The sequence below is a fragment of the Halomonas getboli genome (genome assembly GCF_023094245.1).
Classification (GTDB): domain Bacteria; phylum Pseudomonadota; class Gammaproteobacteria; order Pseudomonadales; family Halomonadaceae; genus Halomonas; species Halomonas getboli.
The window spans coordinates 51,226-74,765 of record NZ_JALMEW010000002.1; the positions used below are offsets into that span (position 1 = coordinate 51,226).

The window sequence follows — 23,540 nt, forward strand, 5'->3', positions numbered from 1 at the left end:
CGTCAGCGCTCACCGTCGGCGCGCGGCTCGTCGGCCTCGCCGGCCGGTTCGACCGAGGCGTCCTCGGGCTGCTGGGCGGCGTCGACCAGGTCGGGCTCGGCCGCGTCGGCCGGGCCGTTGACCGGCTGGTGCGTCAGCTTGCGCAGCACGCCGCCGAGACGTTCACGCATCTCGTGGCGATGCACGATCATGTCCACGGTGCCGTGCTCGAGCAGGAACTCGCTGCGCTGGAAGCCTTCCGGCAGTTTCTCGCGCACGGTCTGCTCGATGACCCGCGGGCCGGCGAAGCCGATCAGAGCGTTGGGCTCGGCGACGTTGAGATCGCCCAGCATCGCCAGCGACGCGGACACGCCGCCGAACACCGGGTCGGTCAGCACCGAGATGTAGGGCACGCCTGCCTGCTTGAGCTTCTCGAGGGCGGCGGAGGTCTTGGCCATCTGCATCAGCGAGAACAGCGCCTCCTGCATGCGCGCACCGCCCGAGGCGCCGAAGCACACCAGCGGCACGCCCTGCTCCAGGGCCTGCTCGGCGGCGCGCACGAACTTCTCGCCCACCACGGCGCCCATCGAGCCGCCCATGAAGGTGAACTCGAAGGCCACCGCCACCACCGGCAGGCCGTCCAGGCTGCCGCGCATGGCGACCAGGGCGTCCTTCTCGCCGGTGGACTTCTGGGCCGCGGTCAGGCGGTCCTTGTACTTCTTGGAATCACGGAACTTGAGGCGGTCGACCGGCTCGAGGTCGGCGGCGATTTCCTCGCGGCCGTCCTTGTCGAGGAACCAGTCGAGGCGCTTGCGTGCCGTGAGACGCAGGTGATGCTCGCACTTGGGACAGACGTTGTGGTGCTTCTCGAGTTCCGGCAGGTACAGCACCCCGTCGCACTTGGGGCACTTGCGCCACAGGCCGTCCGGTACGCTCGAACGGCGGTCCTTGCGCTGAATGCGGCCCACCGAGGGCACGATCTTGTCTAGCCAGCTCATGTCAGAAACGCTTCCATTTTTGCGGTCGCCCCAACCAGCGGGGCGACTGTCGAATCGGTATTCGGGGTCCGTCAGGCGTCCAGGGCCTGGCGCATCTCGCCCAGTACGGCTTCCAGCTCGCCGGGCACCGCCTCGGGGTGCTCGGCATTCTCGGCGATGCGCGAGACCAGCGCACTGCCGACGATCACGCCGTCGGCCACGCGGCCGACCTCGGCGGCCGAGGCCCCGTCGCGGATGCCGAAGCCCACGCACAGCGGCAGCTCGGTCATCTCGCGCAGCGGTGCCAGATGCTGGGCGACGTCCGCGGCATCGACGCCGGCGCCTCCCGTGACGCCCTTGAGCGAGACGTAGTACAGATAACCCTCGCCATGGGCGCATATTGTAGCGGCCCGGGCACGGGAAGTGGTAGGGGCCACCAGGAAGATCGAGGCCAGACCGCGCTCCTTGAGCACCGGACCCATCAGGTCGGCCTCCTCCGGCGGCATGTCGACGAGCAGCACACCGTCGATGCCGGCATCGCGCGCCGCATCGGCGAAGGCCTCGAGGCCCATGCGCTCGACGGGATTGAGATAGCCCATCAGCACCACCGGCGTCTCGGCGTCGTCGCGGCGAAATTCGCGCACCATCTCGATCAGATCACTCAGCCGCACGCCATGCCGGAGGGCCCGCTCGCAGGCCTTCTGGATCACCGGACCGTCGGCCATCGGGTCGGAGAACGGCACGCCCAGCTCGATCACGTCGGCGCCGGCGCGCACCAGGGCGTGCATATAGCCCACGGTGTGCTCGGGCGCGGGATCGCCGGCGGTGATGTAGGGAATCAGTGCGCGGCGGCCCTGCTCCCGGAGCGCGGCGAAGCGTTGGTCGATTCGATTCATCGGTGTCCCCTAGAGTTCGATGCCGTCGAGCTTGGCGACCGTCAGGATGTCCTTGTCGCCGCGTCCGGAGAGGTTGACCACGATGTGCTGGTCGGGGCGCATGGTCGGCGCCAGCACCCTGGCGTGAGCCAGGGCATGGGCCGACTCCAGCGCCGGCATGATGCCCTCGACGTGGGTCAGCTCGCGGAAGGCCTCGAGCACGGCGTCATCGTCCGCCGCCACGTACTCGACCCGGCCCACGTCCTTCCACAGCGCGTGTTCCGGGCCCACCCCCGGGTAGTCGAGCCCGGCGGAGATCGAGTGGGTGTCGCTGACCTGGCCGCCCTCGTCTGACATCAGGTAGGTGCGGTTGCCATGCAGCACGCCGCGCGGCGCGCCGGAGGCCAGGGGCGCGGCGTGGCGACCGGTGGCCACGCCGTCGCCGCCGGCCTCGACGCCGATCATGGCAACCTCGTCATCCTCGACGAAGGGATAGAACAGTCCCATGGCGTTGGAGCCGCCGCCCACGCAGGCGATCAGCGCGTCGGGCAGGCGACCGAACTCCTCCAGCGACTGGCGGCGCGCCTCGCGGCCGACCACGGCGTTGAAGTCGCGCACCAGCATCGGATAGGGATGCGGCCCGGCCACGGTGCCAATGATGTAGAAGGTGTCGTCGACGTTGGTCACCCAGTCGCGCAACGCCTCGTTCATGGCGTCCTTCAGGGTGCGGGTACCGGACTCCACCGGAATCACCCTGGCTCCCAGCAGGCGCATGCGATAGACGTTGAGCTTCTGGCGCTCGACGTCCTCGGCGCCCATGTAGACCTCGCACTCGAGGCCCAGGCGCGCCGCCACGGTGGCGGTGGCCACGCCGTGCTGACCGGCGCCGGTCTCGGCGATCACCCGCGGCTTGCCGCTCTTCTTGGCCAGCAGCGCCTGACCGATGGTGTTGTTCACCTTGTGGGCGCCGGTGTGGTTCAGGTCCTCGCGCTTGAGCCAGATCTGGGCGCCACCCAGCCGCTGGGACCAGCGCTCGGCGTGATAGAGCGGCGACGGCCGACCGACATAGTGGGCCAGGTCATGGTCGAATTCCGCCTGGAACGCCGGATCGTCGCGCAGCTGCGCGTAGGTCTTCTCCAGCTCCTCCAGGGCGAAGCTCAGGGTCTCGGAGACGAACCGGCCGCCATAGGGGCCGAAGTGGCCGCGGGCATCCGGCAGTCGGGTCAGATCGCTGAACTTGCTCACGGGGACACCTCACAGATTCGCCAGTAGGGAATGGTCGGGAATGCGTCGACCGCGGGCTCAGGCATCGGCGCGGCGCACCGCGCGGAGAAACTCGGCCATGGCCGCGCCGTCCTTGATACCCGGGGCGGTCTCGATACCGCCGGAGACATCCACCGCCAGGGGGCGCACCGAAGCGATGGCCTCGGCCACGTTGGCCGGCGTCAGGCCTCCGGCGAGAATAACAGGTTTGGCCAGGCGTGCGGGGATGCGCGACCAGTCGAAGGTCTCGCCGGTACCACCCGGCACGCCGGGCCGGTAGGCGTCGAGCAGCAGCGCCCGGGCACCGGCGTACTCGCGGGCCGCCGCCTCGAGGTCGAGGCCGTCGCGCATGCGCAGCGCCTTGATCCAGGGCCGGGGCGCGGCCTCGCAGAACGCAGGCGTCTCGTCGCCATGGAACTGAAGCAGGTCAAGGTGCTCGGCGGCCCGGGTCAGCAGCGCCTCGTCGGGGTCGACGAACAGCCCGACCCGGGTGACGAAGGCCGGTACCCGGGCGGCCAGCGCGGCCAGCCGCGCGAGATCCACCGCCCGCTTGCTGCCGGGCCACAGCACGAAGCCCAGGGCATCGGCCCCGGCCGCCACCGCGGCATCGACGTCCTCGGGACGGGTCAGGCCGCAGAACTTGACCCGGGTGCGGCCGAGGGCCGCGCCATGCTCAAGCATCGTCGCCTTCCTCCGCTGCCAGCGCCGCCGCGTTGGCCGCCCGGGAGCGGTCGCGCCGATACGCCGCCATGGGCGAATCGGGCACCGCCCGCTCGCCGCTCCACTCGCCGAGGAAGGCCAGCAGGTTCGGCCCCAGCGGCTCGGCGGGCAGCCCCCAGCTCTCGTCGAAGAGGCAGTCGACGAAGTGCAGGCCGTGGGCCGGCGCGGTGACGTCGCCCAGGGTGCGATCGCGCAGGGTCAGCAGCCGGGCGACATGGCCCTCGTCCTGGGCCCCGCGCCCCACCGACATCAGCGCGCCGGCGATGTTGCGGATCATGTGATGCAGGAAGGCGTTGCCCTGCACGTCGATGACCACCAGCGGGCCGTAGCGATTGACCTCGATGAAGTGCAGGTGGCGCCAGGGCGTCGTCGACTGGCAGCCGGCGGCACGGAAGGTGGAGAAGTCGTTCTCGCCGACCAGCGCCTGGGCGGCGCGATGCATGGCCTCGGCGTCGAGCGGATCGCGGCACCAGGTCACGTTGTGGCGCTCGAGTACCGGCGGGCTGACGCGATTGAGGATCACGTAACGATAGCGCCGCGCCAGCGCCGAAAAGCGGGCATGAAAGTCGTCGGCCACCGGCTTGACCCAGCGCACCGCGATGTCGCGGGGCAGGTTGGCGTTGGTGCCGAACACCCAGGCCTTCTCCGAACGCGGCGAAGGCGGGTCGAAGTGAATGACCTGACGGGTGGCGTGGACGCCGGAGTCGGTACGGCCGCTGCACATTACCGAGACCGGCGCGGCGGCCACGCGGGACATCGCCTGTTCCAGGGAAGCCTGCACCGAGGCGCTGTGCTTGAGGCGCTGCCAGCCGCAGTAGGCGGTGCCGTCGTATTCCACGGCCATGGCCAGCCGGCCGCGGAGGGGTTGCTTGTCGTCGAGACGATGAAAGAAGGTCATGCGTTCTTCATGGCTGATGGCGGTCGAGCAGGTCGCGGGCCTCTTGTCGGGCGGCGGCGTCATCGGACGCCTCGAGGAAGCGCTCCAGCATGACGCGCGCCTCGCGCACCTCGCCGACCTCGATCAGGTGGCGTGCCTCGTCGAGGGGGTCGGCCGCGGGCGCCGCGTCGTCGGGAGCGTCATTATCCCCGGGCAGCGGCGGGAACGCCACCTCCTCGACATCCCACGACGACGGATCGCCCACGTCGCGGGCGCCATCCTCGGCATCCTCGCCCGACGTGAACTCGACCTCCGGCTGGCTCGGCGTCTCCTCGCGGGGCACCGCCGGCTCCAGCGTCGGCGGCCGGTAGTCGATGATCCGGCTGCCGTCTTCCTTCTGACGGGTGCTCACCTGCGGCATCGTCGGCTCGGGCTCATCGGCCTGATCGCCCTGCTCGTCGCTGCCGGGCACCGGCCATGACGACGACTCGTCAGCGGCGTCGGATTCGGGCGGCTTGCCGGGCTCCGCCTCCGCCGACGGCTCGATCTCCGGCGGACGATAGCGCGACAGGTCCTCCGGTGCCGCGCTCGAAGTCGGCTTGCCGGATGCGGCCTCCGGCGACTCGTCGCGCTCCTCGAACAGCCGCGGCGGACGCTCGTCCGAGGCGCTGAACACGGCACGCTCGGTGACATGGGCCGCCTCGGCACCGGCGGAGGGCCGCCCCATCAGACGCGACGCCTCGCGGCGGACCGCGTCGTCTTGCGACGCGCGCAGTCGCTCGGCCTGAGCCTCGGCGGCGGCGCGGTCGCCCTGCTCCAGCTGCACCCGCATCAGCTTCAGGCGCAGGTCGTCACGCTCGGGCTCGCGCGCCACGCCGGCCTCCAGCAACTCGCGGGCCTGGTCGTAGCGGCCGTAGGCGATGAAGATATCCGCCTCGCTGATCGCCTCGGCCTCGGGCATGCCGGCACGCACGGAACGAGCGGGGGCGGCGACCGCCTCGCCTCCGGCATCCGGCGTCGCCGGCTCGCCCGGCGGGCGAATGACCCGATTCTCGCCGAAGGCGGCGGGACTCGGCGTCGTCGCCTCGTCATCGCGACGCCGGCGCACCAGCCCCCACAGCGCCAACAGCAGCGCGATCGCCACGCCGCCCAGTACCAGCGGCCGCTCGACCGCGCCCTGATAGAGCGCGCCCCACCAGGGACGCGTCTGGCCGTCATCGACAACGCCGCTCTCGGGCGCTGCCACGCCACCGGCCCCCGCCGCATCGATGCCGGCGCCGCCGGCCGCCAGGGCCGCAACCCGGTCGCGCAGCGCATCCAGCTCCTCGCGCAGCCCGCCGACCTCGGCCTTCAGCGCGTCACGCTCGGCCTGCACCTCGGCCAGAGCCGCACGGCTCTGCTGGAAGCGCCGCTCCAGACGCAGCAGCCGTTCGTCGTCGGTCAGCCCGCCGCGCCCGGCGATGGCCGCCAGCACCTCGGGATCGATTCGCTCGGCGGCGCCGGGTGACGTCGGGGACGCCCCTTCTTCCGCGCTGCCGGCCTCGCCGCTCTCTGCACTGACACCGCCCCCGGCACTACCGACATCGACGCCGTCGCCACCCAGGCCGGCGGCGACCTCCTCGTCGGTCAACAGGGTCAGGCGCGGCGCCGCGTCCCCCGAGGAATCGCGCGCGCCCTCGAGCGACGCGACCGCGGCCTCGTCGGCGCTCGCCTCGGGCGCCGGCGCTTCGGCCACGGCCGGCTCGGCAGCGCCCAGCGGCACCGGGGCCGGCGCCCCGCCGCCGCGGCGGGCCCAGGCGCTGTTCATGGCCTGCACCAGTTCGGCGGCCCGCGCCGGGGAACGCGCGGCGATCGTCTCGCGGGAGGGCACGGTCAGGGTGAAGCCGGCGCGCATCTCGTTGATGTTGCCGCTGGGGAAGACCTCGGGGTTGGCCTGGACCAGCGCCAGCATCATCTGATTCATGCCGATGCCGCTGTCGGGCCGCAGCCGGCCGGCCACCGCCCACAGGGTATCGCCGCTGCGCACCCGGGCCGGATCGCCGGTGCCGACGGACGACACGGCCCGCGCGGGCGCCGTCGACGCCGGCGATGTCGAGGACGTCGTCGTGGCCAGGCGCACCGCCCCGCTGCCCTCGACCAGCGCCGGCATGGCGGCATAGTCGGGCGGGTCGAGCAGCAGCGTCACCTCGCGCAGCTGGCGGCCGCCCGGCCAGTCGAAGCGCAGCAGCAGGTCGAGCCAGGGATCGCGCACGGCACGCTCGGTGGAGAGCTCCAGCACCAGCCTCCCCTGCCGCCGCCTGATCGCCAGGTCGACGCTGGCCGCCAGCGGCGTGCGCGCGAGCCCCGCGGCGCGATAGGCGTCGCCATCGGCCACCGAGGCGTTGAGCAGCCCCGCCTCGAGCCCCGCGGTGTCGGTCAGCGGAATGGTCGCGCGCAGCGGCGCGTTGAGGGTCGAGCCGACCTCGGCATTGCCGAGCCCCAGGGCCAGCGCCAGCGGACTGAACAGAGACAGCGGCAGCAGTGTGGTAAGCGATAGCGTGCGTTTCATGGGCCCCCTTGCCATCCCCTGTCCGGGCGCGCCGATGCAGGGCGATCGATACGATGTCTGGCTTATTGGTCTAACACATTCGGCTCGTTGGTGGCCCTGCAGCACTGCCACCCCTCTCTCGTACTTTCAACGTAACCCATTGATCCACGAAAGGGCGAGCCCGCCCGAACGACAGGCGGGGCGCCTCCCGAAGGAGACGCCCCGCCACATCCCCATCAGACAGGGATGAAAAATAAGTCGCTGATTCATGTCGCGAGCGATGAGAGGCTGGCCGCCGCCGGAACGGAACAACCGGAGTTGACTGGTTGTTCAATGAGGCTTGTGACGGTCCGACGCCTCGGGACCGCCGGCGGCCAGGATATCGAGCGCAGCAATGAATCAGTGATTTATCACTGCTCGCGCAGGATCTTGAGCATGCGCTTGAGCGGCTCGGCCGCGCCCCACAGCAGCTGGTCGCCGACGCTGAAGGCGGACAGGTATTCACCGCCCATGGCCAGCTTGCGCAGGCGGCCGACCGGCACGGTCAGGGTGCCGGTGGCGGCGGCCGGGGTCAGGCCGTCGATGGTGGCATCCTTGTCGTTGGGAATCAGCTTGACCCAGTCGTTGTGGGTCGCGATGCGCTCCTCGATCTCGTCGAGCGGCACGTCCTGGCGCAGCTTGATGGTGAACGCCTGGCTGTGCGAGCGCATGGCACCGATGCGCACGCAGAGACCGTCGATCGGCACCGGGTTGTCCTGCAGGCCGAGAATCTTGTTGGTCTCTACGTTGCCCTTCCACTCCTCGCGGCTCTGACCGTTGTCGAGCTTGGAGTCGATCCACGGCAGCAGGCTGCCCGCCAGCGGCGCGCCGAAGTTGTCGGTCGGGAAGTCGCCGGAGCGCATGGCCGCGGTGACCTTGCGATCGATGTCGAGGATGGCGCTGGCCGGGTCGGCGAGCTCGTCGGCCACGCTGTCGCGCAGGCCGCCCATCTGGTTGAGCAGCTCGCGCATGTGCTTGGCGCCGGAGCCGGAGGCCGCCTGGTAGGTCATGGAGGTCATCCACTCGACCATGTCGGCCTCGAACAGGCCACCCAGGCCCATCAGCATCAGGCTGACGGTGCAGTTGCCGCCGACGAAGGTCTTGGCACCGCGGGCCAGCTGCTCGTCGATGACCTTGCGGTTGACCGGATCCAGCACGATGGTGGCGTCGTCGGCCATGCGCAGGGTGCTGGCGGCATCGATCCAGTAGCCCTTCCAGCCGCCGTTGCGCAGGTCCTCGTAGACCTTCTTGGTGTAGTCGCCGCCCTGACAGGTGATGACCACGTCGAGGGCCTTCAAGGCCTCGAGGTCGAAGGCATCCTTCAGCGGAGGCACCTCAACGCCGACGTCGGGACCGGCCTGGCCGACCTGGGAGGTGGTGAAGAAGATCGGCTCGATGCCGTTGAAGTCTCCATCTTCCACCATCCGCTGCATGAGCACGGAACCGACCATGCCCCGCCATCCGACGAAACCGACTTTCAACATGTGAAGCCCTCCAGAAAGAAATGAACCCGTTAGTCTACAGAAAAAAGCGTGGCCTAGCAGCGCGACCCTTGATGTCGCGAAAACGACGCAAAATGGCAGGAAAACGCACGCTTCCTGCCACTTTCATCGCCTCGAACGCTTCGGCGGTGCACTGCCGTCAGGCGATCAGAGCGCCTCGAAGGCGGCCAGCACGGCGTCGCCCATCTCGCGGGTGGAGACGCGGGGCGCGCCCTCGGCCGCGATGTCGGCGGTGCGCAGGCCGTCGTCGAGCACCTTGCCCACGGCGGCCTCGATGCGCTCGGCCAGCGCGTCCTCGCCCAGCGAGTAGCGCAGCATCATGGCCACCGAGAGGATGGTGGCCAGCGGGTTGGCCAGGCCCTGGCCGGCGATGTCCGGGGCGCTGCCGTGGCAGGGCTCGTACATGCCCTGGCCGGACTCGTTGAGCGAGGCCGAGGGCAGCATGCCGATGGAGCCGGTGAGCATGGCGGCGGCGTCGGAGAGGATGTCGCCGAACATGTTGCCGGTGACCACCACGTCGAACTGCTTGGGCGCGCGGACCAGCTGCATGGCGGCGTTGTCGACGTACATATGCGACAGCTCGACGTCCGGGTATTCCGGCGCCAGCCGCTCCATGACCTCGCGCCACAGCATGGTCACTTCCAGCACGTTGGCCTTGTCGACGGAGCACAGCTTCTTGCCGCGCTTCTGGGCCATCTCGAAGGCGACGCGGCCGATACGCTCGATCTCGGCCTCGGAGTAGACGTAGGTGTTGTAGCCGACCCGCTGGCCGTCGCGCTCCTCGATGCCGCGCGGCTGGCCGAAGTAGATGCCGCCGGTGAGCTCGCGCACGATCATGATATCGAGGCCGGACACCAGTTCGGGCTTGAGGCTGGAAGCCTCGGCCAGCTGCGGGTAGAGCAGCGCCGGGCGCAGGTTGCCGAACAGGCCGAGCGCCTTGCGCAGGCCCAGCAGCCCCTTCTCGGGGCGCTTGCTGATGTCCTCGAGCTTGTCCCACTTGGGCCCGCCCACCGCGCCCAGCAGCACGGCATCGGCGGCCTTGGCCTTGGCCAGGGTGCTCTCGGGCAGCGGCGAGCCCTCGAGGTCATAGGCGGTGCCGCCAACCGGCGCTTCCTCGACCTCGACGTCGAGGCCGCGGGCCTGGCAGGCGGCCAGCACGCGGCTGGCCTGGGCGGTGATTTCCGGGCCGATACCGTCGCCCGGGAGAACCAGAATCTTGCGTGTCATCGTATCTTCCTTGTGTCCTCAGGGCCGGGCGGCCTAGGGGCGCCGGGGGCAGGCCGCAGAGAAGGTCCTACGCCAGGGATGGCGTCGGTAGCGCCCATGGATGGGTTCACAGCGCCTTCTCGCAAGCCTGCCGCCGGATCAGCCCCGCCGCCAGACTGATGCAGGGTATAACGTCAAACGCCAGCCTCATCGCGGAACAGCCAGGGCCGCGCGGCGCGATGCTTCTGTTCGAAGGCGCGGATGGCGTCCTCATCCTGCAGGGTGATGCCGATGTCATCGAGCCCCTCGAGCAGGCAGTGCTTGCGGAAGGCGTCGACCTCGAACTCGAGGATCTCCCCGGACGGGGTGGTGATGCGCTGGGCTTCGAGATCGACGTCGAGGCGATAGCCTTCCTCGGCCTCGGTCTCGCGGAACAGCCGATTGACCTGCTCCTCGGGGAGCTTGATCAGCAGGATGCCGTTCTTGAAGGCGTTGTTGTAGAAGATGTCGGCGAAACTCGGCGCGATCACCGCCCGGAAGCCGAAGTCGGCCAGCGCCCAGGGCGCGTGCTCGCGGGAGCTGCCGCAGCCGAAGTTCTGGCGCGCCAGCAGCACACTGGCACCCTGATAGCGCGGCTGATTGAGCACGAAGTCGGGATTCAGCGGACGCTGCGAGCAGTCCTGGCCCGGCTGGCCCTCGTCGAGGTAGCGCAGCTCGTCGAACAGGTTGACACCGAAGCCGCTGCGCTGGATCGACTTCAGGAACTGCTTGGGAATGATCAGGTCGGTATCGACGTTGGCGCGATCCAGCGGCGCGACCAGGCCCTGGAGACGTTCGAATTTCTGCATGGCTCAGGCCTCCTGCTGCTGGGTGGCATCGTTGGCGGCAAGCCCGCGAACGTCGACGAAATGACCGGCGATGGCGGCGGCGGCGGCCATCGCCGGACTGACCAGGTGGGTGCGCCCGCCGTAGCCCTGGCGACCCTCGAAGTTGCGGTTGGAGGTCGAGGCGCAGTGCTCGCCGGCGCCGAGCTTGTCGGCGTTCATCGCCAGGCACATGGAGCAGCCCGGCTCGCGCCACTCGAAGCCCGCCTCGCGGAAGATCGCGTCGAGCCCTTCCGCCTCGGCCTGCTGCTTCACCAGGCCGGACCCCGGTACCACCATGGCCAGCTTGATGGAATCGGCGACCTTCTTGCCGCGCGCCACCTTGGCGGCCTCGCGCAGGTCCTCGATGCGGGAGTTGGTGCAGGAGCCGATGAACACCTTGTCCAGGCGGATGTCGGTGATCTTCTGCTTCGGCGCCAGCCCCATGTACTCGAGTGCGCGGCTGATGCCGGTGCGCGCGGTGTCATCGGCCGCCTCGGCCGGGTCCGGCACTTCGCCGCCGATGCCGGTGACCATCTCGGGGCTGGTGCCCCAGCTCACCTGCGGCTCGATGTCCGCGGCGTCGAGGGTCACCACCTTGTCGAAGGCGGCGCCTTCGTCGGAGACCAGATCGCGCCAGTCGGCCACCGCGGCCTCCCACTGCTCGACGCTGGGCGCGTAATGACGGCCCTTGAGGTAATCGATGGTGGTGTCGTCCACGGCGATCAGGCCGACCCGAGCGCCCGCCTCGATGGCCATGTTGCAGACCGTCATGCGGCCTTCCATGGACAGCTCGCGGATGGCGCTGCCGGCGAACTCGATGGCATAGCCAGTGCCGCCGGCGGTGCCGATCTCGCCGATGATGGCCAGCACGATATCCTTGGCGGTGACGCCGACGCCGAGCTCGCCTTCCACGCGCACCTGCATGTTCTTCATCTTCTGCGCCAGCAGACACTGGGTGGCCAGCACGTGCTCGACCTCGGAGGTGCCGATGCCGTGGGCCAGCGCGGCGAAGGCGCCGTGGGTCGCGGTGTGGGAGTCGCCGCAGACCACGGTCATGCCGGGCAGGGTCGCGCCCTGCTCCGGGCCGACCACGTGCACGATGCCCTGGCGCGGGTCGTTGATGCGGAACTCCTCGATGCCGAACTCGTTGCAGTTGTCATCGAGGGTCTGGACCTGGATCAGCGACACCGGGTCCTTGATGCCGGCATTGCCCTCGGCCCGCTCCTTGAGGGTGGTCGGCACGTTGTGGTCCGGCGTCGCCAGGTTGGCGTCGATCCGCCACGGGCGGCGATTCGCCAGGCGCAGGCCCTCGAAGGCCTGGGGCGAGGTCACTTCGTGGAGCAGCTGGCGATCGATGTAGATCAGCGCGGTGCCGTCGTCGCGTTCCTTCACCAGGTGCTGCGACCACAGCTTGTCGTAGAGGGTCTGGCCTGCCATCTCGTTCTCCCGGGCGCTGGGCCCTGTGCGTGTCCGGTCGGTCTTCTCGTCTTTTTGGCGCTTGGCGCTTGGCGCTTGGCGCTTGGCGCTTGGCGCTTTTGCAGGAGTGTCCCGCGACGCGCACATAAAAGCAATTCATGTTATTTATTCAAAGGATTCCAAAAAGGAATCACAGAAAAACGACCGGGAGCACCCATGGACACTCAGAGCCTGCAGGCCTTCCTCGCCGTGGCCGACGGCGGCAGCTTCTCCCGCGCCGGCGAGCAGCTGCACCTGACCCAGCCGGCGGTCAGCAAGCGCATCGCCGTGCTCGAGGATCAGGTCGGGGCGCGGCTGTTCGACCGCATCGGCCGCCGGGTGACGCTGACCGAGGCCGGCCGGCTGCTGCTGCCCCGCGCCCGACAGATCCTGGTGATGGTGGACGACAGCCGCCGCGCGCTGGGCAACCTGAGCGGACAGGTGGCCGGCAGCCTGACCCTGTCCACCAGCCATCATATCGGCCTGCACCGGCTGCCGCCGCTGCTCAAGGACTATACCCGCGAGCATCCCGAGGTGCGCCTCGACCTGCGTTTCCAGGACTCCGAGCAGGCCTACCAGGGCGTGCTCGACGGCGAACTGGAGATCGCCGTGGCCACCCTGGCCCCGCATCCCGACGCCCAGCTCCAGGTGGTGCCGGTATGGATCGACCGGCTGTGCTTCGTCTGCGCCCACGATCACCCCCTGGCCGCGCGCGGCCCGCTGGCCCTGAGCGAACTGTGCGACTTCGATGCCGTACTGCCGGGGCCGCTGACCTTCACCCGCGGGCTGATCGAGGCACGCTTCGCCGCCGCCGGCCTGCGCCTGCCGGTGACGCTGTCCACCAACTACCTGGAGACGCTGAAGATGATGACCGCCATCGGCCTCGGCTGGAGCCTGCTGCCGGAAGGCCTCGCGGCCGGCGAGCTGCACGTGCTCGAGGTGGACCACCCGCCGATCCAGCGCCCGCTGGGCTACCTGGTGCACCGCAGCCGCACTCTCTCCAACGCCGCCCGGGCGATGCTCGATCGGCTCGAGGCGGCACGCACGCCAGAGGCCATGATCTGGCCAGACTAGCGGAAGCAGGCGGCCGCCCACGAAAAACGCCCCGCTTCAGAGGCGCGGGGCGTATCAGATGTCGTGACGATCCGTCGTCCTAGAAGGTCAGACCGACGTGGGTCTGGAAGCTGGTGTGCCAGTCATCGTCGACGGGAGAGCCAAAGTAGTTCAGCCCGTTCTTGTTGGTCACGATGTCGAACCAGGCGTAGTAGGGACCGGCGGTGACCTTCATGCCCAGATCGTTGAGCATGGGATCCCTCTGATCGCCGAAGCCGCCGTTGATGGCCGAATAATCGCCTGACGGATCGATCATGCTGAAGTCGTTGTAGAAATAGAGATTGTCCACCGGCCCCAGATCGACGTCCATGCTGTAGGCCAGGCTGGCGGAGTACATCTCGGCCTCGGCCGGAATCAGATAGTTGAACCCGAAGGCACCGATCTGGATCACGTCGTCCGAGATGCCCGAGACGCTCTCGGCCGGATTCTCGGCGTTGTATTCGTAGGTCGTCGCCTGCAGCCGGGTCGACCAGCTGCCGTACTGGCCGCTGAGCCCCAGGGCCGCCTGCCAGCTGTCGCCGCTGTCGCCGGTCTGGGTATTGTAGAGCTGGCCGCCCTTGGCCGAGAGGTTGATCTCGGTCGTGGCATTGGTGCCCTGGCCGAAGGTATAGGCGACACGACCGGCGAGCTGATTCTCTTCCGAGTTGCCCTGAGCGCCACTGCCCACGGGATTAGCCCCGTAATGCTCATTGCCATCGCCGAGCTGATCGCTCTTGAAGAAGGCCAGCGAGGTATCCCATGCGCCCTGGGAGTGGTCCCACTTGAGGCCGGCGTTCTGGTTGTCATTGAAACCCGCGATATACGGCAGGGTGCCGTACCAGCCGAGATAGCCATAGTCCATGTTGCCGAACGGCGCCTGCACCAGGCCCAGCTTGAGGCTGTCGTCCTCGGTGAGGTCATAGCCCAGCCAGCCGTGCTGGAGGAAGTCGTAACCGTCATAGAAGCGATACTGGAAGGAGTAGTTGAACTTCCCGGTACCTCCGGTGACGCCAAGGTTGAACTTGCCGAAGTCCATGTCCCCGGCCGTTTCCTTGTCACGATCGTCCCAGTCGTTGAAGACCGAGCCAAATTCGAGCTGGCCATTGATCTGGGTACTGCGCATGGTCTCGAGAATCGCGCTGTTCTCTTTGGCCAGCTCGCGAGTGGAGACATCATCGGAAGAAGCATCGCGCGGCGCACGCTCGGCCTGCTGCGCGTCGATCGTTTCCTGCATGCGCGCCAGCTCGGCACGCAAGGCATCGATCTGACGCTGCATGGCCTCGGCATTCTGCTCGGACTGCGCCATTGACGGCCCGGCCAGAGCAAGCGTTCCTACGGCAACGCCTGCCGCCTTGAGCGAGTGTCGAATCATTATGTTCCCTCAAACATTGGTGAATCTTTTCGATATCTTTGGGAGTGGCAGCACGCCACCTTTCCGGCACGTCGAAGGCGCCGGTTGTCATTTTTGTGGCGCAAGACTGCAACAAAAAAATCGTTAGCAAACAACCGTTGCAAGCAGCGCACCAGATATGAGATCGCGCGCAGAGAAAAGAGCAGGCTGATCAGCTAAAGAGCGATAAAAAAGTGGCAATAAAGCCACAAAAATAGAAAATCCATCCTGCCCAAGAAGCGTCCAAGTGCAGCTTGTGAGCCTCTAGCTCCTTGCTTAGGATGCTATGTTTCCGTCGGGCTTACGGAACGAAGCCCGCCCCTCGCCTGCCAGGAATTGCCGCCATGTCCGCCCAGACCGCCGAAGCGACCTCCTCCGGAGTCGGCCTACGCCATGCCCTGGCCGGCCTGGCGATCCTCGCCGGGCTGCTGTCGCGCATCGCGGGGCTGGCCTGGCTGCCCGATGCCGAGGTGCTGACCGGCCCGGCCCTGTGGCTGGGCACCGCCCTGCTGTGGCCCGACCTGCCGCGCCGCAACCGCCGCCAGGCGGGGCTGCTAGCGGGCATCGGCGTCGGCCTGCTGCTGATCGCGGCATTCGTCTACGGCGCCCGGGTGGACTGGCCGGCCATGCTCGACGCCAACACCCAGGTGGTGGCCATGCTGGTCGGGGTGAGCTTCATCGGCCTGATCGGCAACCGCCGTGGCTCTCCTCGCCCCTCGGGCCCGCCGGTCACCGGGCGGCGCGGCCTCGCCGGCACCTGGCTCGGCGTGCATCTGCTCGGCACCATCCTCAACCTGTCGACGGTGTTCATGGTCGGCGACCGCCTGGCACGCCGGGCGCCGCTGACGACGTCCCAGCTACTGGCGCTCAACCGCGGGCTGTCCAGCGCCGCGCTGTGGTCGCCCTTCTTCGCCTCCATGGGCATCGTCATCACCCTGGCGCCGGGCATGGACTACGCCACCGTGCTGGCCCACGGCCTACCGCTGGCGCTGTGCGCGGGACTGGTGACGCTGATCGAGCTGCCGCGGCGCTTCGACCTGACCGACACCGCCGGCTTCTCGATGGCGCCGAGGAGCCTGTTGCTGCCGGTGATCATGGCCGCGCTGGTGATGGGCTTTCACTTCGGCCTGACGCCAACGCTCTCCATCGTCGCCATCATCACCTTCCTGATGCCCGGCACGGCGCTGGCAGCCAACCTGCCCCGCGGTCTGCACTGGACCGCCGGTCGCCTGCGCCAGCACACCCTGACCCGGCTGCCGGCCATGCGCGGCGAGATCTCGCTGTTCCTGTGCGCGGGATTGCTCACCCAGGGGCTGTCGACGCTCGCCGACGCCGCCACCGAGGGCGGCTGGACGCTGTTCGCGCACTTCGGCATGGGCGAGGCCATGATGAGTTTCCTGGCCATCGTGGTCAGCGCCGTGATCGGGCTGCACCCGATCATTGGCGTCTCGGTGCTGGCCTCGGTGCTCGATCTGGCGGCGTCGGAGCAGACGCTGTTCGCCTTCGTCGCCCTGTCGGCCTGGGCGGTGGGCACCAGCGTGGGGCCGCTGTCGGGGATCAATCTGTCGCTGCAGGGCCGTTACGGCGTCAGTGGCGGGCTGATGATGCGCGAGAACCTGCGCTATGCGCTGATCATGGCGACGCTGGTCGTCGGGATGATCGCCTGGCTGGCGTGATCGGCAACGATCGAGGAGGAGGGAAATGCCCCCTGAGAATCGGATGACTCTCAGGAGGCCGGGGGATCAATCCAGCGGCGCGCGCACGAAGTAGCGGTGGCCGCACTGATGGCAGGGTTCGAGCCGGGCGATCTCACCGAGTTCGACGATGGCATCGCAGTGGGTGCAGGCCATGCGTCCCGGCGCGGCGATCTCGCCGGCGGTGTAATCGGCCCGCGAGGCCTCGAGGTCGTCCTCGAGCCGCTCGCGATCGATCAGGCCGCGATCGGCGATCGACAGCAGCGATTCCACCACTCGCCGCGACAGCACCGAGAGATCGACGCCCAGCCAGTGGGCCACGCTGTGTCCGCCGGCGTTCAGATAGCGACGCATCTCCTTGAGGTCGCGATCGACCCAGGCGCGCAGCAGCGATAGCTCGTCCCGGGTGAAGTTCTCGACGTCGGCCTCGAACTCGATCGCCTCGTCGAGCTCCTTCTGCAGCGACTCCCGGTTCAGCTCGCCGGCGCCCTCCTTGAGCCGCTCCAGCACGCGTTCGTAGGCATCCTTGAGGCGATGGTCCTCATGGGGCTTTTGCGGTTGATCGCTCATCGCTGTTCTCCTGTCCGTGTCCTGTCCGCATCGGGGTCGCGGCGCCGCCACCATAGCCGGCGCCCGCCGTGCTGGGGTATCCTTGCGCCCCAGAGGTTCTCCCATTTAGACGATATGCCGTCGGCGAATCAATGGCTTCCCCCCTGTAATGGGGCCGACCCTGACGCCGGACAAGGCCCGCTGACATGCGCCGCGCCACGCGCGCCGCGCTCGACTAGCAAGGTACCCGAAGACAGCGATGGACGCACAATACCAGCCCCAAGAGATCGAACGCGACGCCCAGCAGTACTGGGAGAAGAACGCCTGCTTCAAGGCCGTGGAAGACGCCAGCCGCGAGAAATTCTACTGCCTGTCGATGTTCCCCTACCCCAGCGGCAAGCTGCACATGGGGCATGTGCGCAACTACACCATCGGTGACGTCGTCTCCCGCTTCCAGCGCATGCAGGGCAAGAATGTGCTGCAGCCCATGGGCTGGGACGCCTTCGGCATGCCGGCCGAAAACGCGGCGATCAAGAACCAGGTGCCGCCAGGCGAGTGGACCTACCAGAACATCGACTATATGCGTGGTCAGCTCAAGGCGCTCGGCTTTGCCTACGACTGGGACCGAGAGTTCGCCACCTGCGACGTCGACTACTACCGCTGGGAGCAGTGGTTCTTCACCAAGCTGGTCGAGAAGGGCCTGGTCTACAAGAAGATGTCCACGGTCAACTGGGACCCGGTCGACCAGACCGTGCTGGCCAACGAGCAGGTGATCGACGGCTGCGGCTGGCGCTCCGGCGCGCCGGTCGAGCGCAAGGAGATCCCGCTGTGGTTCCTCAAGATCACCGATTACGCCGAGGAGCTGTTGGCGGACCTCGACCAGGTCGACTGGCCCGAGCAGGTCAAGACCATGCAGCGCAACTGGATCGGCAAGTCCAGGGGCGTGGAGCTGGCCTTCGACGTCGCCGACCATGAGGACAACGCGCTGGAGCCGCTGCGCGTCTACACCACCCGCCCCGACACCCTGATGGGCGTGACCTACGTCGCCGTGGCCGCCGGCCATCCGCTGGCCCAGGCCGCCGCCGAGGGCAATCCCGAACTGGCCGACTTCCTCGAGGAGTGCGCCCACGGCGGCACCTCCGAGGCCGAGCTCGCCACCAAGGAAAAGAAGGGCATGGCCACCGGCTACCAGGCCGTGCACCCACTCACCGGGCGTCGCGTGCCGGTCTACGTGGCCAACTTCGTGCTCATGGAGTTCGGCACCGGCGCGGTGATGGCGGTCCCCGCCCATGACCAGCGCGACTGGGAGTTTGCGACCAAGTACGCGCTGCCCATCGAGCCGGTGATCGCCGGCGACAACGGCCAGGCGCCGGACCTCAGCCAGGGCGCCTTTGATGAGCACGGCGTGCTGATCAACTCCGGCGAGTTCGACGGTCTCGACTTCCAGGCGGCCTTCGACGCCATCGCCGCCCGCCTGGCCGAGCAGGGCCACGGCGAGGTCAAGACCAACTTCCGCCTGCGCGACTGGGGCGTGGCCCGCCAGCGCTACTGGGGCGCGCCGATCCCGGTCAAGTACGGCCCCGAGGGCCAGACCGTGCCGCTCACCGACGACGAGCTGCCGGTCGCCCTGCCGCTGGAAGTCACCGTCGACGCTTCCGGCTCGCCGCTCAAGAAGATGCCCGAGTTCAGCGATCTGGGCGACGGCTGGGTGCGCGAGACCGATACCTTCGACACCTTCATGGAATCCTCCTGGTACTACGCGCGCTTCGCCTGCGCCGACAACCCGGAGGCCATGCTCGACGAGCGCGCCAACTACTGGCTGCCGGTCGACCTCTACATCGGCGGCATCGAGCACGCCATCCTGCACCTGCTCTACGCGCGCTTCTTCCACAAGCTGATGCGCGATTTCGGCCTGGTCGAGTCCGACGAGCCGTTCCAGCGCCTGCTGACCCAGGGCATGGTGATCGCCGAGACCTTCTACCGCCCCGAGGCCAACGGCGGCAAGGAGTGGTTCAACCCGGCCGACGTCACCGTCAAGCGCGACGACAAGGGCCGCCCGCTGAGCGCCGTGCTCGACGACGACGGCCAGCCGGTGGAGATGGGCGGCATCGAGAAGATGTCCAAGTCCAAGAACAACGGCGTCGACCCCCAGGCAATGATCGACCGCTTCGGCGCCGACACCGTGCGCCTGTTCATGATGTTCGCCGCGCCGCCCGAGCAGTCCCTCGAGTGGTCCGACTCCGGCGTCGAGGGCGCCCATCGCTTCCTCAAGCGTCTGTGGCGGATGGTGGCCGAGCACGTCGAGGCCGGCACCCCGAGCGAGCTCGACATCGACGCGCTGAACGACGCTCAGCGCGAGCTGCGTCGCAAGACCCACGAGACCATCCAGAAGGCCAGCGACGACATCGGCCGGCGCACCACCTTCAACACCGCCATCGCCGCGGTGATGGAGCTGACCAACGCGATCGGCAAGTTCCAGGATGAAAGCCCGCTGGGCCTGGCCGTGGCTCGCGAGGCCGTCGAGGCCTGCGTGTTGCTGCTGGCCCCGATCACCCCGCACGCCTGCCACACACTGTGGGCCGAGCTCGGCCACGCCGAGCCGGCCATCGACGCCCGCTGGCCGGCCGTCGACGAATCCGCCCTGGCCCGCGACACCATCGAGCTGGTGGTGCAGGTCAACGGCAAGCTGCGCGCCCGCCTCGACGTCCCGGCCGACGCCGACAAGGCCGCCATCGAGGCACAAGCGATGGCCGCCGAGAACGTGCAGCGCCACGTCGAGGGCAAGACGGTGCGCAAGGTCATCGTGGTCCCGGGCAAGCTGGTCAACATCGTGGTCGGCTGAGCCGACCGCCGGCCAAGGAGAGAGCCAAATGCAACGGCGTGACTTCCTGCGCTTCACCCTGGCCGGCGCCGCCGGCCTCACCCTCGGCGGCTGCGGCTTCCGACTGCGCGGCCTCGACCAGCCGGCGCTGAACCTGACGGCGCTGGCCGTGGCCGGCGCCGACGATGAGTTCTCGCGTCTGGTCAGCCAGCGGCTCGAGGCCTCCGGCGTCACCGTCAGCGACGACGCGCCGCTGGTACTCAACCTCGGCGCCGAGCGCGTCGAGGAGCAACAGCTCGGCGTGCTCGACTCCGGCAGCCAGGAGCGCGAGCTGACGCTGAGCGTGCCCTTCTCGGTGCAGCGTTCAAGCGACGGCGCCTACCGCCTCGATCAGCAGGTCGTGGAGGCCAGCGAGCGCTACTCGTTCAGCGACAACAACCTGCTGGTCGGCGACGAACTGCGCGACGACGCTACCGAGCGACTGCGCCGCGAGGCCGTGCGCCGGCTGATGGACCGCCTGCGCGCCCTGTCGCCGAACTGAGGTCGTCGTGAAGGTCTTTCCCGACAAGCTCGAAAGCGCACTGACCAAGTCGCTGCCGCCGGTCATCATCGTCGCCGGCGACGAACCGCTGCAGCACCGCGAGGCCTGTGACGCCGTGCGCGCCGCGGCCCGTCAGGCGGGCATCGAGGAGCGCGAGGTGCTCCACGTCGAGGCCAATTTCGCCTGGGGGCGGCTCACCGAGGCCGCCGCCAGCCTGTCGCTGTTCGCCTCGCGCAAGCTGATCGAACTGCGCCTGGGCAACGGCAAGCCCGGTCAGGAAGGCGCCAAGGCGCTGCGCGAGTACGCCGAGGGCATGGCCGGCAGCGACAACGTGCTGCTGGTGGCCGCCGGCAAGCTCGACTTCCGCGAGCAGAAGAGCGCCTGGTTCAAGGCCCTCGACAAGGCCGGGCTGTTCGTTCCGGTGTGGCCGGTGGACGTCTCGCGGCTGCACTTCTGGCTGCGCGATCGCGCCTCGCACCACGGCCTGAACCTCGACCTCGATGCCGCCCGCCTGCTCGGCGAGCGCACCGAGGGCAACCTGCTGGCCGCCGACCAGGAGCTGCAGAAGCTGGCCCTGCTGTCGCCGCCCGGCGCGCGCATCTCGCCCCAGCAGGTGGCCGGCGGTGTGGAGGACAGCGCGCGCTTCGACGTCTTCACGCTGATGGATGCCTGCCTCAAGGGCGAACGCGCCCGGGTGTCGCGCATCATGACCGGCCTGCGCGGCGAGGGCGTCGAGCCGCCCATCGTGCTGTGGGCGCTGACCCGCGAGCTGCGGCTGCTGCTGTCGCTACATCAGCACCTCGATCAGGGTCAGAGCCTGGAACACGCCTGCAAGGCCCAGAAACCGCCGATCTTCGACAAGCGCCGCCCCGCCTATCAGCAGGCACTCAAGCGTCTGCCGATGAAGCGCCTGCACAAGCTGCTGCTGTTCGCCCAGCGTCTCGATCTGGCGATCAAGGGCGCCAGCCCCATCCCGCTGTGGGAAGGCCTGCACGACCTGGCACTGACGCTCGCCGGCGGTCGCGGCCTGCTGGCCGAGTCGCCTCACTCCTACCGCGTCGGTTGATCGACGCGGCATCGTCTCCGCCCCCCCTGGGCGCCGAGTTCATACGCCGGGCGGGACCGTTAGCGGCCAGGCGAAACGGACGCAACCGTTTGGAAATCAACGCACAACCGTGAAACTCCCCCCGTTTATCCCCTATACTGTCGATGCATCGCCGCCGGCATGGCGCAAGGACGCCCATGTGGAGCGACACCGAGCCGGATCATCCCGAGACACAAGGAATGCCATCATGAAGCGACTCACCCGACTCCTCAGCCCGCTCCTGATCCTCGCCCTGGTCATCGGCAGCCTGCCTGCCGTTGCCGCCGTGCCGGCGGCCGATCAGGGACTGGTGGGCACCACCACACTGCTCGACGCCCAGGCCAGCCAACAGGATCGCGACAAGATCCGCCGGGTCCTGGCCCGCGAGGACGTCCAGCAGCAGCTGCTGCTCCAAGGCGTCTCCCCGGCCGAAGTGCAGGACCGCGTTGCCGCGCTGTCCGACGCCGAGGCCCGCCAGATGGCCGACCGCCTCGACCAGATGCCCGCCGGCGCCGGCGTGGTCGGCGCCCTGTTCGCGGTCTTCATCATCCTGCTGGTGACCGACATCCTCGGCCTCACCGACGTCTATCCCTTCACCCGCTAAGCCGGGAGGTCACGCATGACCGACCTGTTCCGGCCAACCGGACGCAAGAACGCCCGCGCTGCGGGCGTTCTTGCGCTGGTGATGAGCCTTGTGCTGCTGGCGGGCTGCGCCACGGCTCCGCAGATCGCGCCCGAGACCCGCCAGGCGCTGCCGTCCCTGACGCTGGTCGATGACGTGCCCTTCCACGGCCAGCGCGACTACCAGTGCGGGCCCGCAGCGCTGGCCATGGCCCTCGAGGCTGCCGGCCGCGACGCCACCGTGGACGAGCTGATTCCCCAGGTCTTCCTGCCCGGCCGCGACGGCAGCGTGCAGCCCGAGATGCTGGCCACGGTGCGCCGCCACGGGCTGATCCCCTTCCGCCTCGACAGCGACTTCGCGGCCCTGCTCGACGAGCTCGCGTCCGGGCATCCGGTGGTGGTGATGCAGAACCTGTCCCTGCCCGCCTGGCCCCAGTGGCACTATGCCGTCGCCATCGGCTATGACCTGCCGGCCGAGAAGCTGGTGCTGCACACCGGCATGACGCCGGAGCGGGAGATCGACTTCGCCCGCTTCGACGCCACCTGGGCCCGCAGCGACCGCTGGGCCTTCGTCGCCTTGCCGCCGGGCGAGCTGCCGGCGGACGCCGAGGCCGAGGCCGCCACCCGAGCCATCGCCGACTTCGAGACGGTACAGGGCAGCGAGACCGCCCTGCCCGCCTGGCAGGCCCTGGCCGAGCGTCACCCCGAGTCCGCCACCGTGCAGTTCGCCCTGGGCAATGCGCGGCACGCCACCGGCGATCCCGATGGCGCCCTCGAGGCGTTCCAGGCCGCCGTCAAGGCGGATCCGGCGCTGGCTCCGGCCTGGCTCAACCTGGGCATCGTCGCCGCCGATCGGGGTCGTCTCGACACCGCACGGGAGGCGCTGTCACGCGCCGCGACGCTGCCCGGCCCCTGGCAGTCGCGCGCCCGCGAGGAGCAACGGGCGCTGGAGATGGAGGACGACGCATGAGCCGGGATATCGTCCTCAAGCGCGTCTATCAGGCCCCCGAGCCCGACGACGGCGCCCGAGTGCTGGTCGACCGGCTGTGGCCCCGCGGCAAGCGCCGCGAGTCACTGCAGCTGGCCGACTGGTATCGCGATGCCTCGCCTTCGCCGACCCTTCGGCGCCAGTTCCACGAGGGAGAGATCAACCCCACCGTGTTCGCCGTGCGCTATCGCGGCGAGTTGCGGGATCATCCCGAGGTACTGACGCCGCTGATGCGCCACGCCCGCACCGGGCGCCTGACCCTGCTGTCGGCGGTGCGCGACCTCGACGACTCCTACCTACCGATCCTGCGCGAGGCATTGCTGAGGGCCATCGAGGCCGAAGATGCCCTCGACCGCGAGCCCAGCTCGCCGCCTTGCTACGGACGCCAGGGGCTCGAGCCACCCGCCAACGACTGACATCAACGACTGACGTCAACCACTAGCATGAACGACCGACGGCGCCCCCAGGGGCGCC

Annotated in this window: 20 protein-coding genes; 8 read left to right on the plus strand and 12 right to left on the minus strand. The window is 68.8% G+C overall.

Going from position 1 to position 23,540, the window contains the following annotated elements; all coding sequences use genetic code 11:
• Positions 1–2 precede the first annotated feature (2 nt).
• The 10 genes from accD to leuC all read right to left on the minus strand — a co-directional run bounded on the left by accD (position 3) and on the right by leuC (position 12,268).
• Positions 3–977: an acetyl-CoA carboxylase, carboxyltransferase subunit beta gene (gene accD / locus MYL53_RS05155; protein ID WP_247852483.1), complete on the minus strand. Its 975-nt coding sequence runs from the start codon at positions 975–977 to the stop codon at positions 3–5.
• A 71-nt stretch (positions 978–1,048) separates the two neighbouring features.
• Positions 1,049–1,852, minus strand: coding sequence for a tryptophan synthase subunit alpha (trpA, locus tag MYL53_RS05160; protein ID WP_247852485.1), 804 nt, complete (start codon positions 1,850–1,852; stop codon positions 1,049–1,051).
• 9 nt (positions 1,853–1,861) lie between these two features.
• On the minus strand, positions 1,862–3,076 hold the full coding sequence (gene trpB / locus MYL53_RS05165; RefSeq protein ID WP_247852487.1) for a tryptophan synthase subunit beta: 1,215 nt from the start codon (positions 3,074–3,076) through the stop codon (positions 1,862–1,864).
• 57 nt (positions 3,077–3,133) lie between these two features.
• Positions 3,134–3,775, minus strand: coding sequence for a phosphoribosylanthranilate isomerase (locus MYL53_RS05170; RefSeq protein WP_247852488.1), 642 nt, complete (start codon positions 3,773–3,775; stop codon positions 3,134–3,136).
• The gene (gene truA, locus MYL53_RS05175; RefSeq protein WP_247852490.1) at positions 3,768–4,712 is read right to left on the minus strand and encodes a tRNA pseudouridine(38-40) synthase TruA; all 945 of its coding nucleotides are present in this window, start codon (positions 4,710–4,712) and stop codon (positions 3,768–3,770) included. The genes MYL53_RS05170 and truA overlap by 8 nt, the downstream gene beginning before the upstream one ends.
• A 7-nt stretch (positions 4,713–4,719) precedes the next feature.
• Positions 4,720–7,239 (minus strand): FimV/HubP family polar landmark protein, encoded by a 2,520-nt coding sequence (locus tag MYL53_RS05180; protein WP_247852492.1) that lies wholly within the window; start codon positions 7,237–7,239, stop codon positions 4,720–4,722.
• Between the two features lie 389 nt (positions 7,240–7,628).
• Positions 7,629–8,741, minus strand: a complete 1,113-nt coding sequence (asd, locus tag MYL53_RS05185) for an aspartate-semialdehyde dehydrogenase (RefSeq protein ID WP_247852493.1) — start codon at positions 8,739–8,741, stop codon at positions 7,629–7,631.
• A gap of 165 nt (positions 8,742–8,906) precedes the next feature.
• Positions 8,907–9,986, minus strand: a complete 1,080-nt coding sequence (gene leuB / locus MYL53_RS05190; protein WP_247852495.1) for a 3-isopropylmalate dehydrogenase — start codon at positions 9,984–9,986, stop codon at positions 8,907–8,909.
• 173 nt (positions 9,987–10,159) lie between these two features.
• Positions 10,160–10,813 (minus strand): 3-isopropylmalate dehydratase small subunit, encoded by a 654-nt coding sequence (gene leuD, locus MYL53_RS05195; protein ID WP_247852497.1) that lies wholly within the window; start codon positions 10,811–10,813, stop codon positions 10,160–10,162.
• 3 nt (positions 10,814–10,816) lie between these two features.
• On the minus strand, positions 10,817–12,268 hold the full coding sequence (gene leuC / locus MYL53_RS05200) for a 3-isopropylmalate dehydratase large subunit (RefSeq protein WP_247852499.1): 1,452 nt from the start codon (positions 12,266–12,268) through the stop codon (positions 10,817–10,819).
• A gap of 195 nt (positions 12,269–12,463) precedes the next feature.
• Here leuC and MYL53_RS05205 point away from each other — a divergent pair, with 195 nt between their 5' ends.
• Positions 12,464–13,360, plus strand: a complete 897-nt coding sequence (locus MYL53_RS05205) for a LysR family transcriptional regulator (protein ID WP_247852501.1) — start codon at positions 12,464–12,466, stop codon at positions 13,358–13,360.
• A 79-nt stretch (positions 13,361–13,439) separates the two neighbouring features.
• Here the strand turns inward: MYL53_RS05205 and MYL53_RS05210 are convergent, their stop codons facing one another.
• On the minus strand, positions 13,440–14,684 hold the full coding sequence (locus tag MYL53_RS05210; RefSeq protein WP_247852503.1) for a TonB-dependent receptor: 1,245 nt from the start codon (positions 14,682–14,684) through the stop codon (positions 13,440–13,442).
• Between the two features lie 428 nt (positions 14,685–15,112).
• On the opposite strand from MYL53_RS05210, the gene MYL53_RS05215 reads away from it, so the two are divergent.
• Entirely contained in the window at positions 15,113–16,444 is a 1,332-nt protein-coding gene (locus tag MYL53_RS05215; protein ID WP_247852504.1) for a hypothetical protein, read from the plus strand.
• Between the two features lie 66 nt (positions 16,445–16,510).
• Here the strand turns inward: MYL53_RS05215 and MYL53_RS05220 are convergent, their stop codons facing one another.
• The gene (locus tag MYL53_RS05220; protein WP_247852506.1) at positions 16,511–17,032 is read right to left on the minus strand and encodes a zinc ribbon-containing protein; all 522 of its coding nucleotides are present in this window, start codon (positions 17,030–17,032) and stop codon (positions 16,511–16,513) included.
• Between the two features lie 238 nt (positions 17,033–17,270).
• Between MYL53_RS05220 and leuS the strand changes: the two genes are divergently transcribed.
• The 6 genes from leuS to MYL53_RS05250 all read left to right on the plus strand — a co-directional run bounded on the left by leuS (position 17,271) and on the right by MYL53_RS05250 (position 23,482).
• Entirely contained in the window at positions 17,271–19,853 is a 2,583-nt protein-coding gene (gene leuS, locus MYL53_RS05225) for a leucine--tRNA ligase (protein WP_247852508.1), read from the plus strand.
• Positions 19,854–19,881: 28 nt separating this feature from the next.
• On the plus strand, positions 19,882–20,373 hold the full coding sequence (locus tag MYL53_RS05230) for an LPS-assembly lipoprotein LptE (RefSeq protein WP_247852510.1): 492 nt from the start codon (positions 19,882–19,884) through the stop codon (positions 20,371–20,373).
• 7 nt (positions 20,374–20,380) lie between these two features.
• Positions 20,381–21,439 carry a DNA polymerase III subunit delta gene (gene holA / locus MYL53_RS05235; RefSeq protein ID WP_247852512.1) on the plus strand — a complete coding sequence of 353 codons (1,059 nt, stop codon included), beginning with the start codon at positions 20,381–20,383 and terminating at the stop codon, positions 21,437–21,439.
• A gap of 226 nt (positions 21,440–21,665) precedes the next feature.
• Positions 21,666–22,061 carry a PA2779 family protein gene (locus MYL53_RS05240; protein ID WP_247852514.1) on the plus strand — a complete coding sequence of 132 codons (396 nt, stop codon included), beginning with the start codon at positions 21,666–21,668 and terminating at the stop codon, positions 22,059–22,061.
• Between the two features lie 15 nt (positions 22,062–22,076).
• On the plus strand, positions 22,077–23,048 hold the full coding sequence (locus tag MYL53_RS05245; protein WP_247852516.1) for a PA2778 family cysteine peptidase: 972 nt from the start codon (positions 22,077–22,079) through the stop codon (positions 23,046–23,048).
• On the plus strand, positions 23,045–23,482 hold the full coding sequence (locus MYL53_RS05250; protein ID WP_247852517.1) for a DUF488 domain-containing protein: 438 nt from the start codon (positions 23,045–23,047) through the stop codon (positions 23,480–23,482). Before MYL53_RS05245 ends, MYL53_RS05250 begins: the two co-directional genes overlap by 4 nt.
• Positions 23,483–23,540 lie beyond the last annotated feature (58 nt).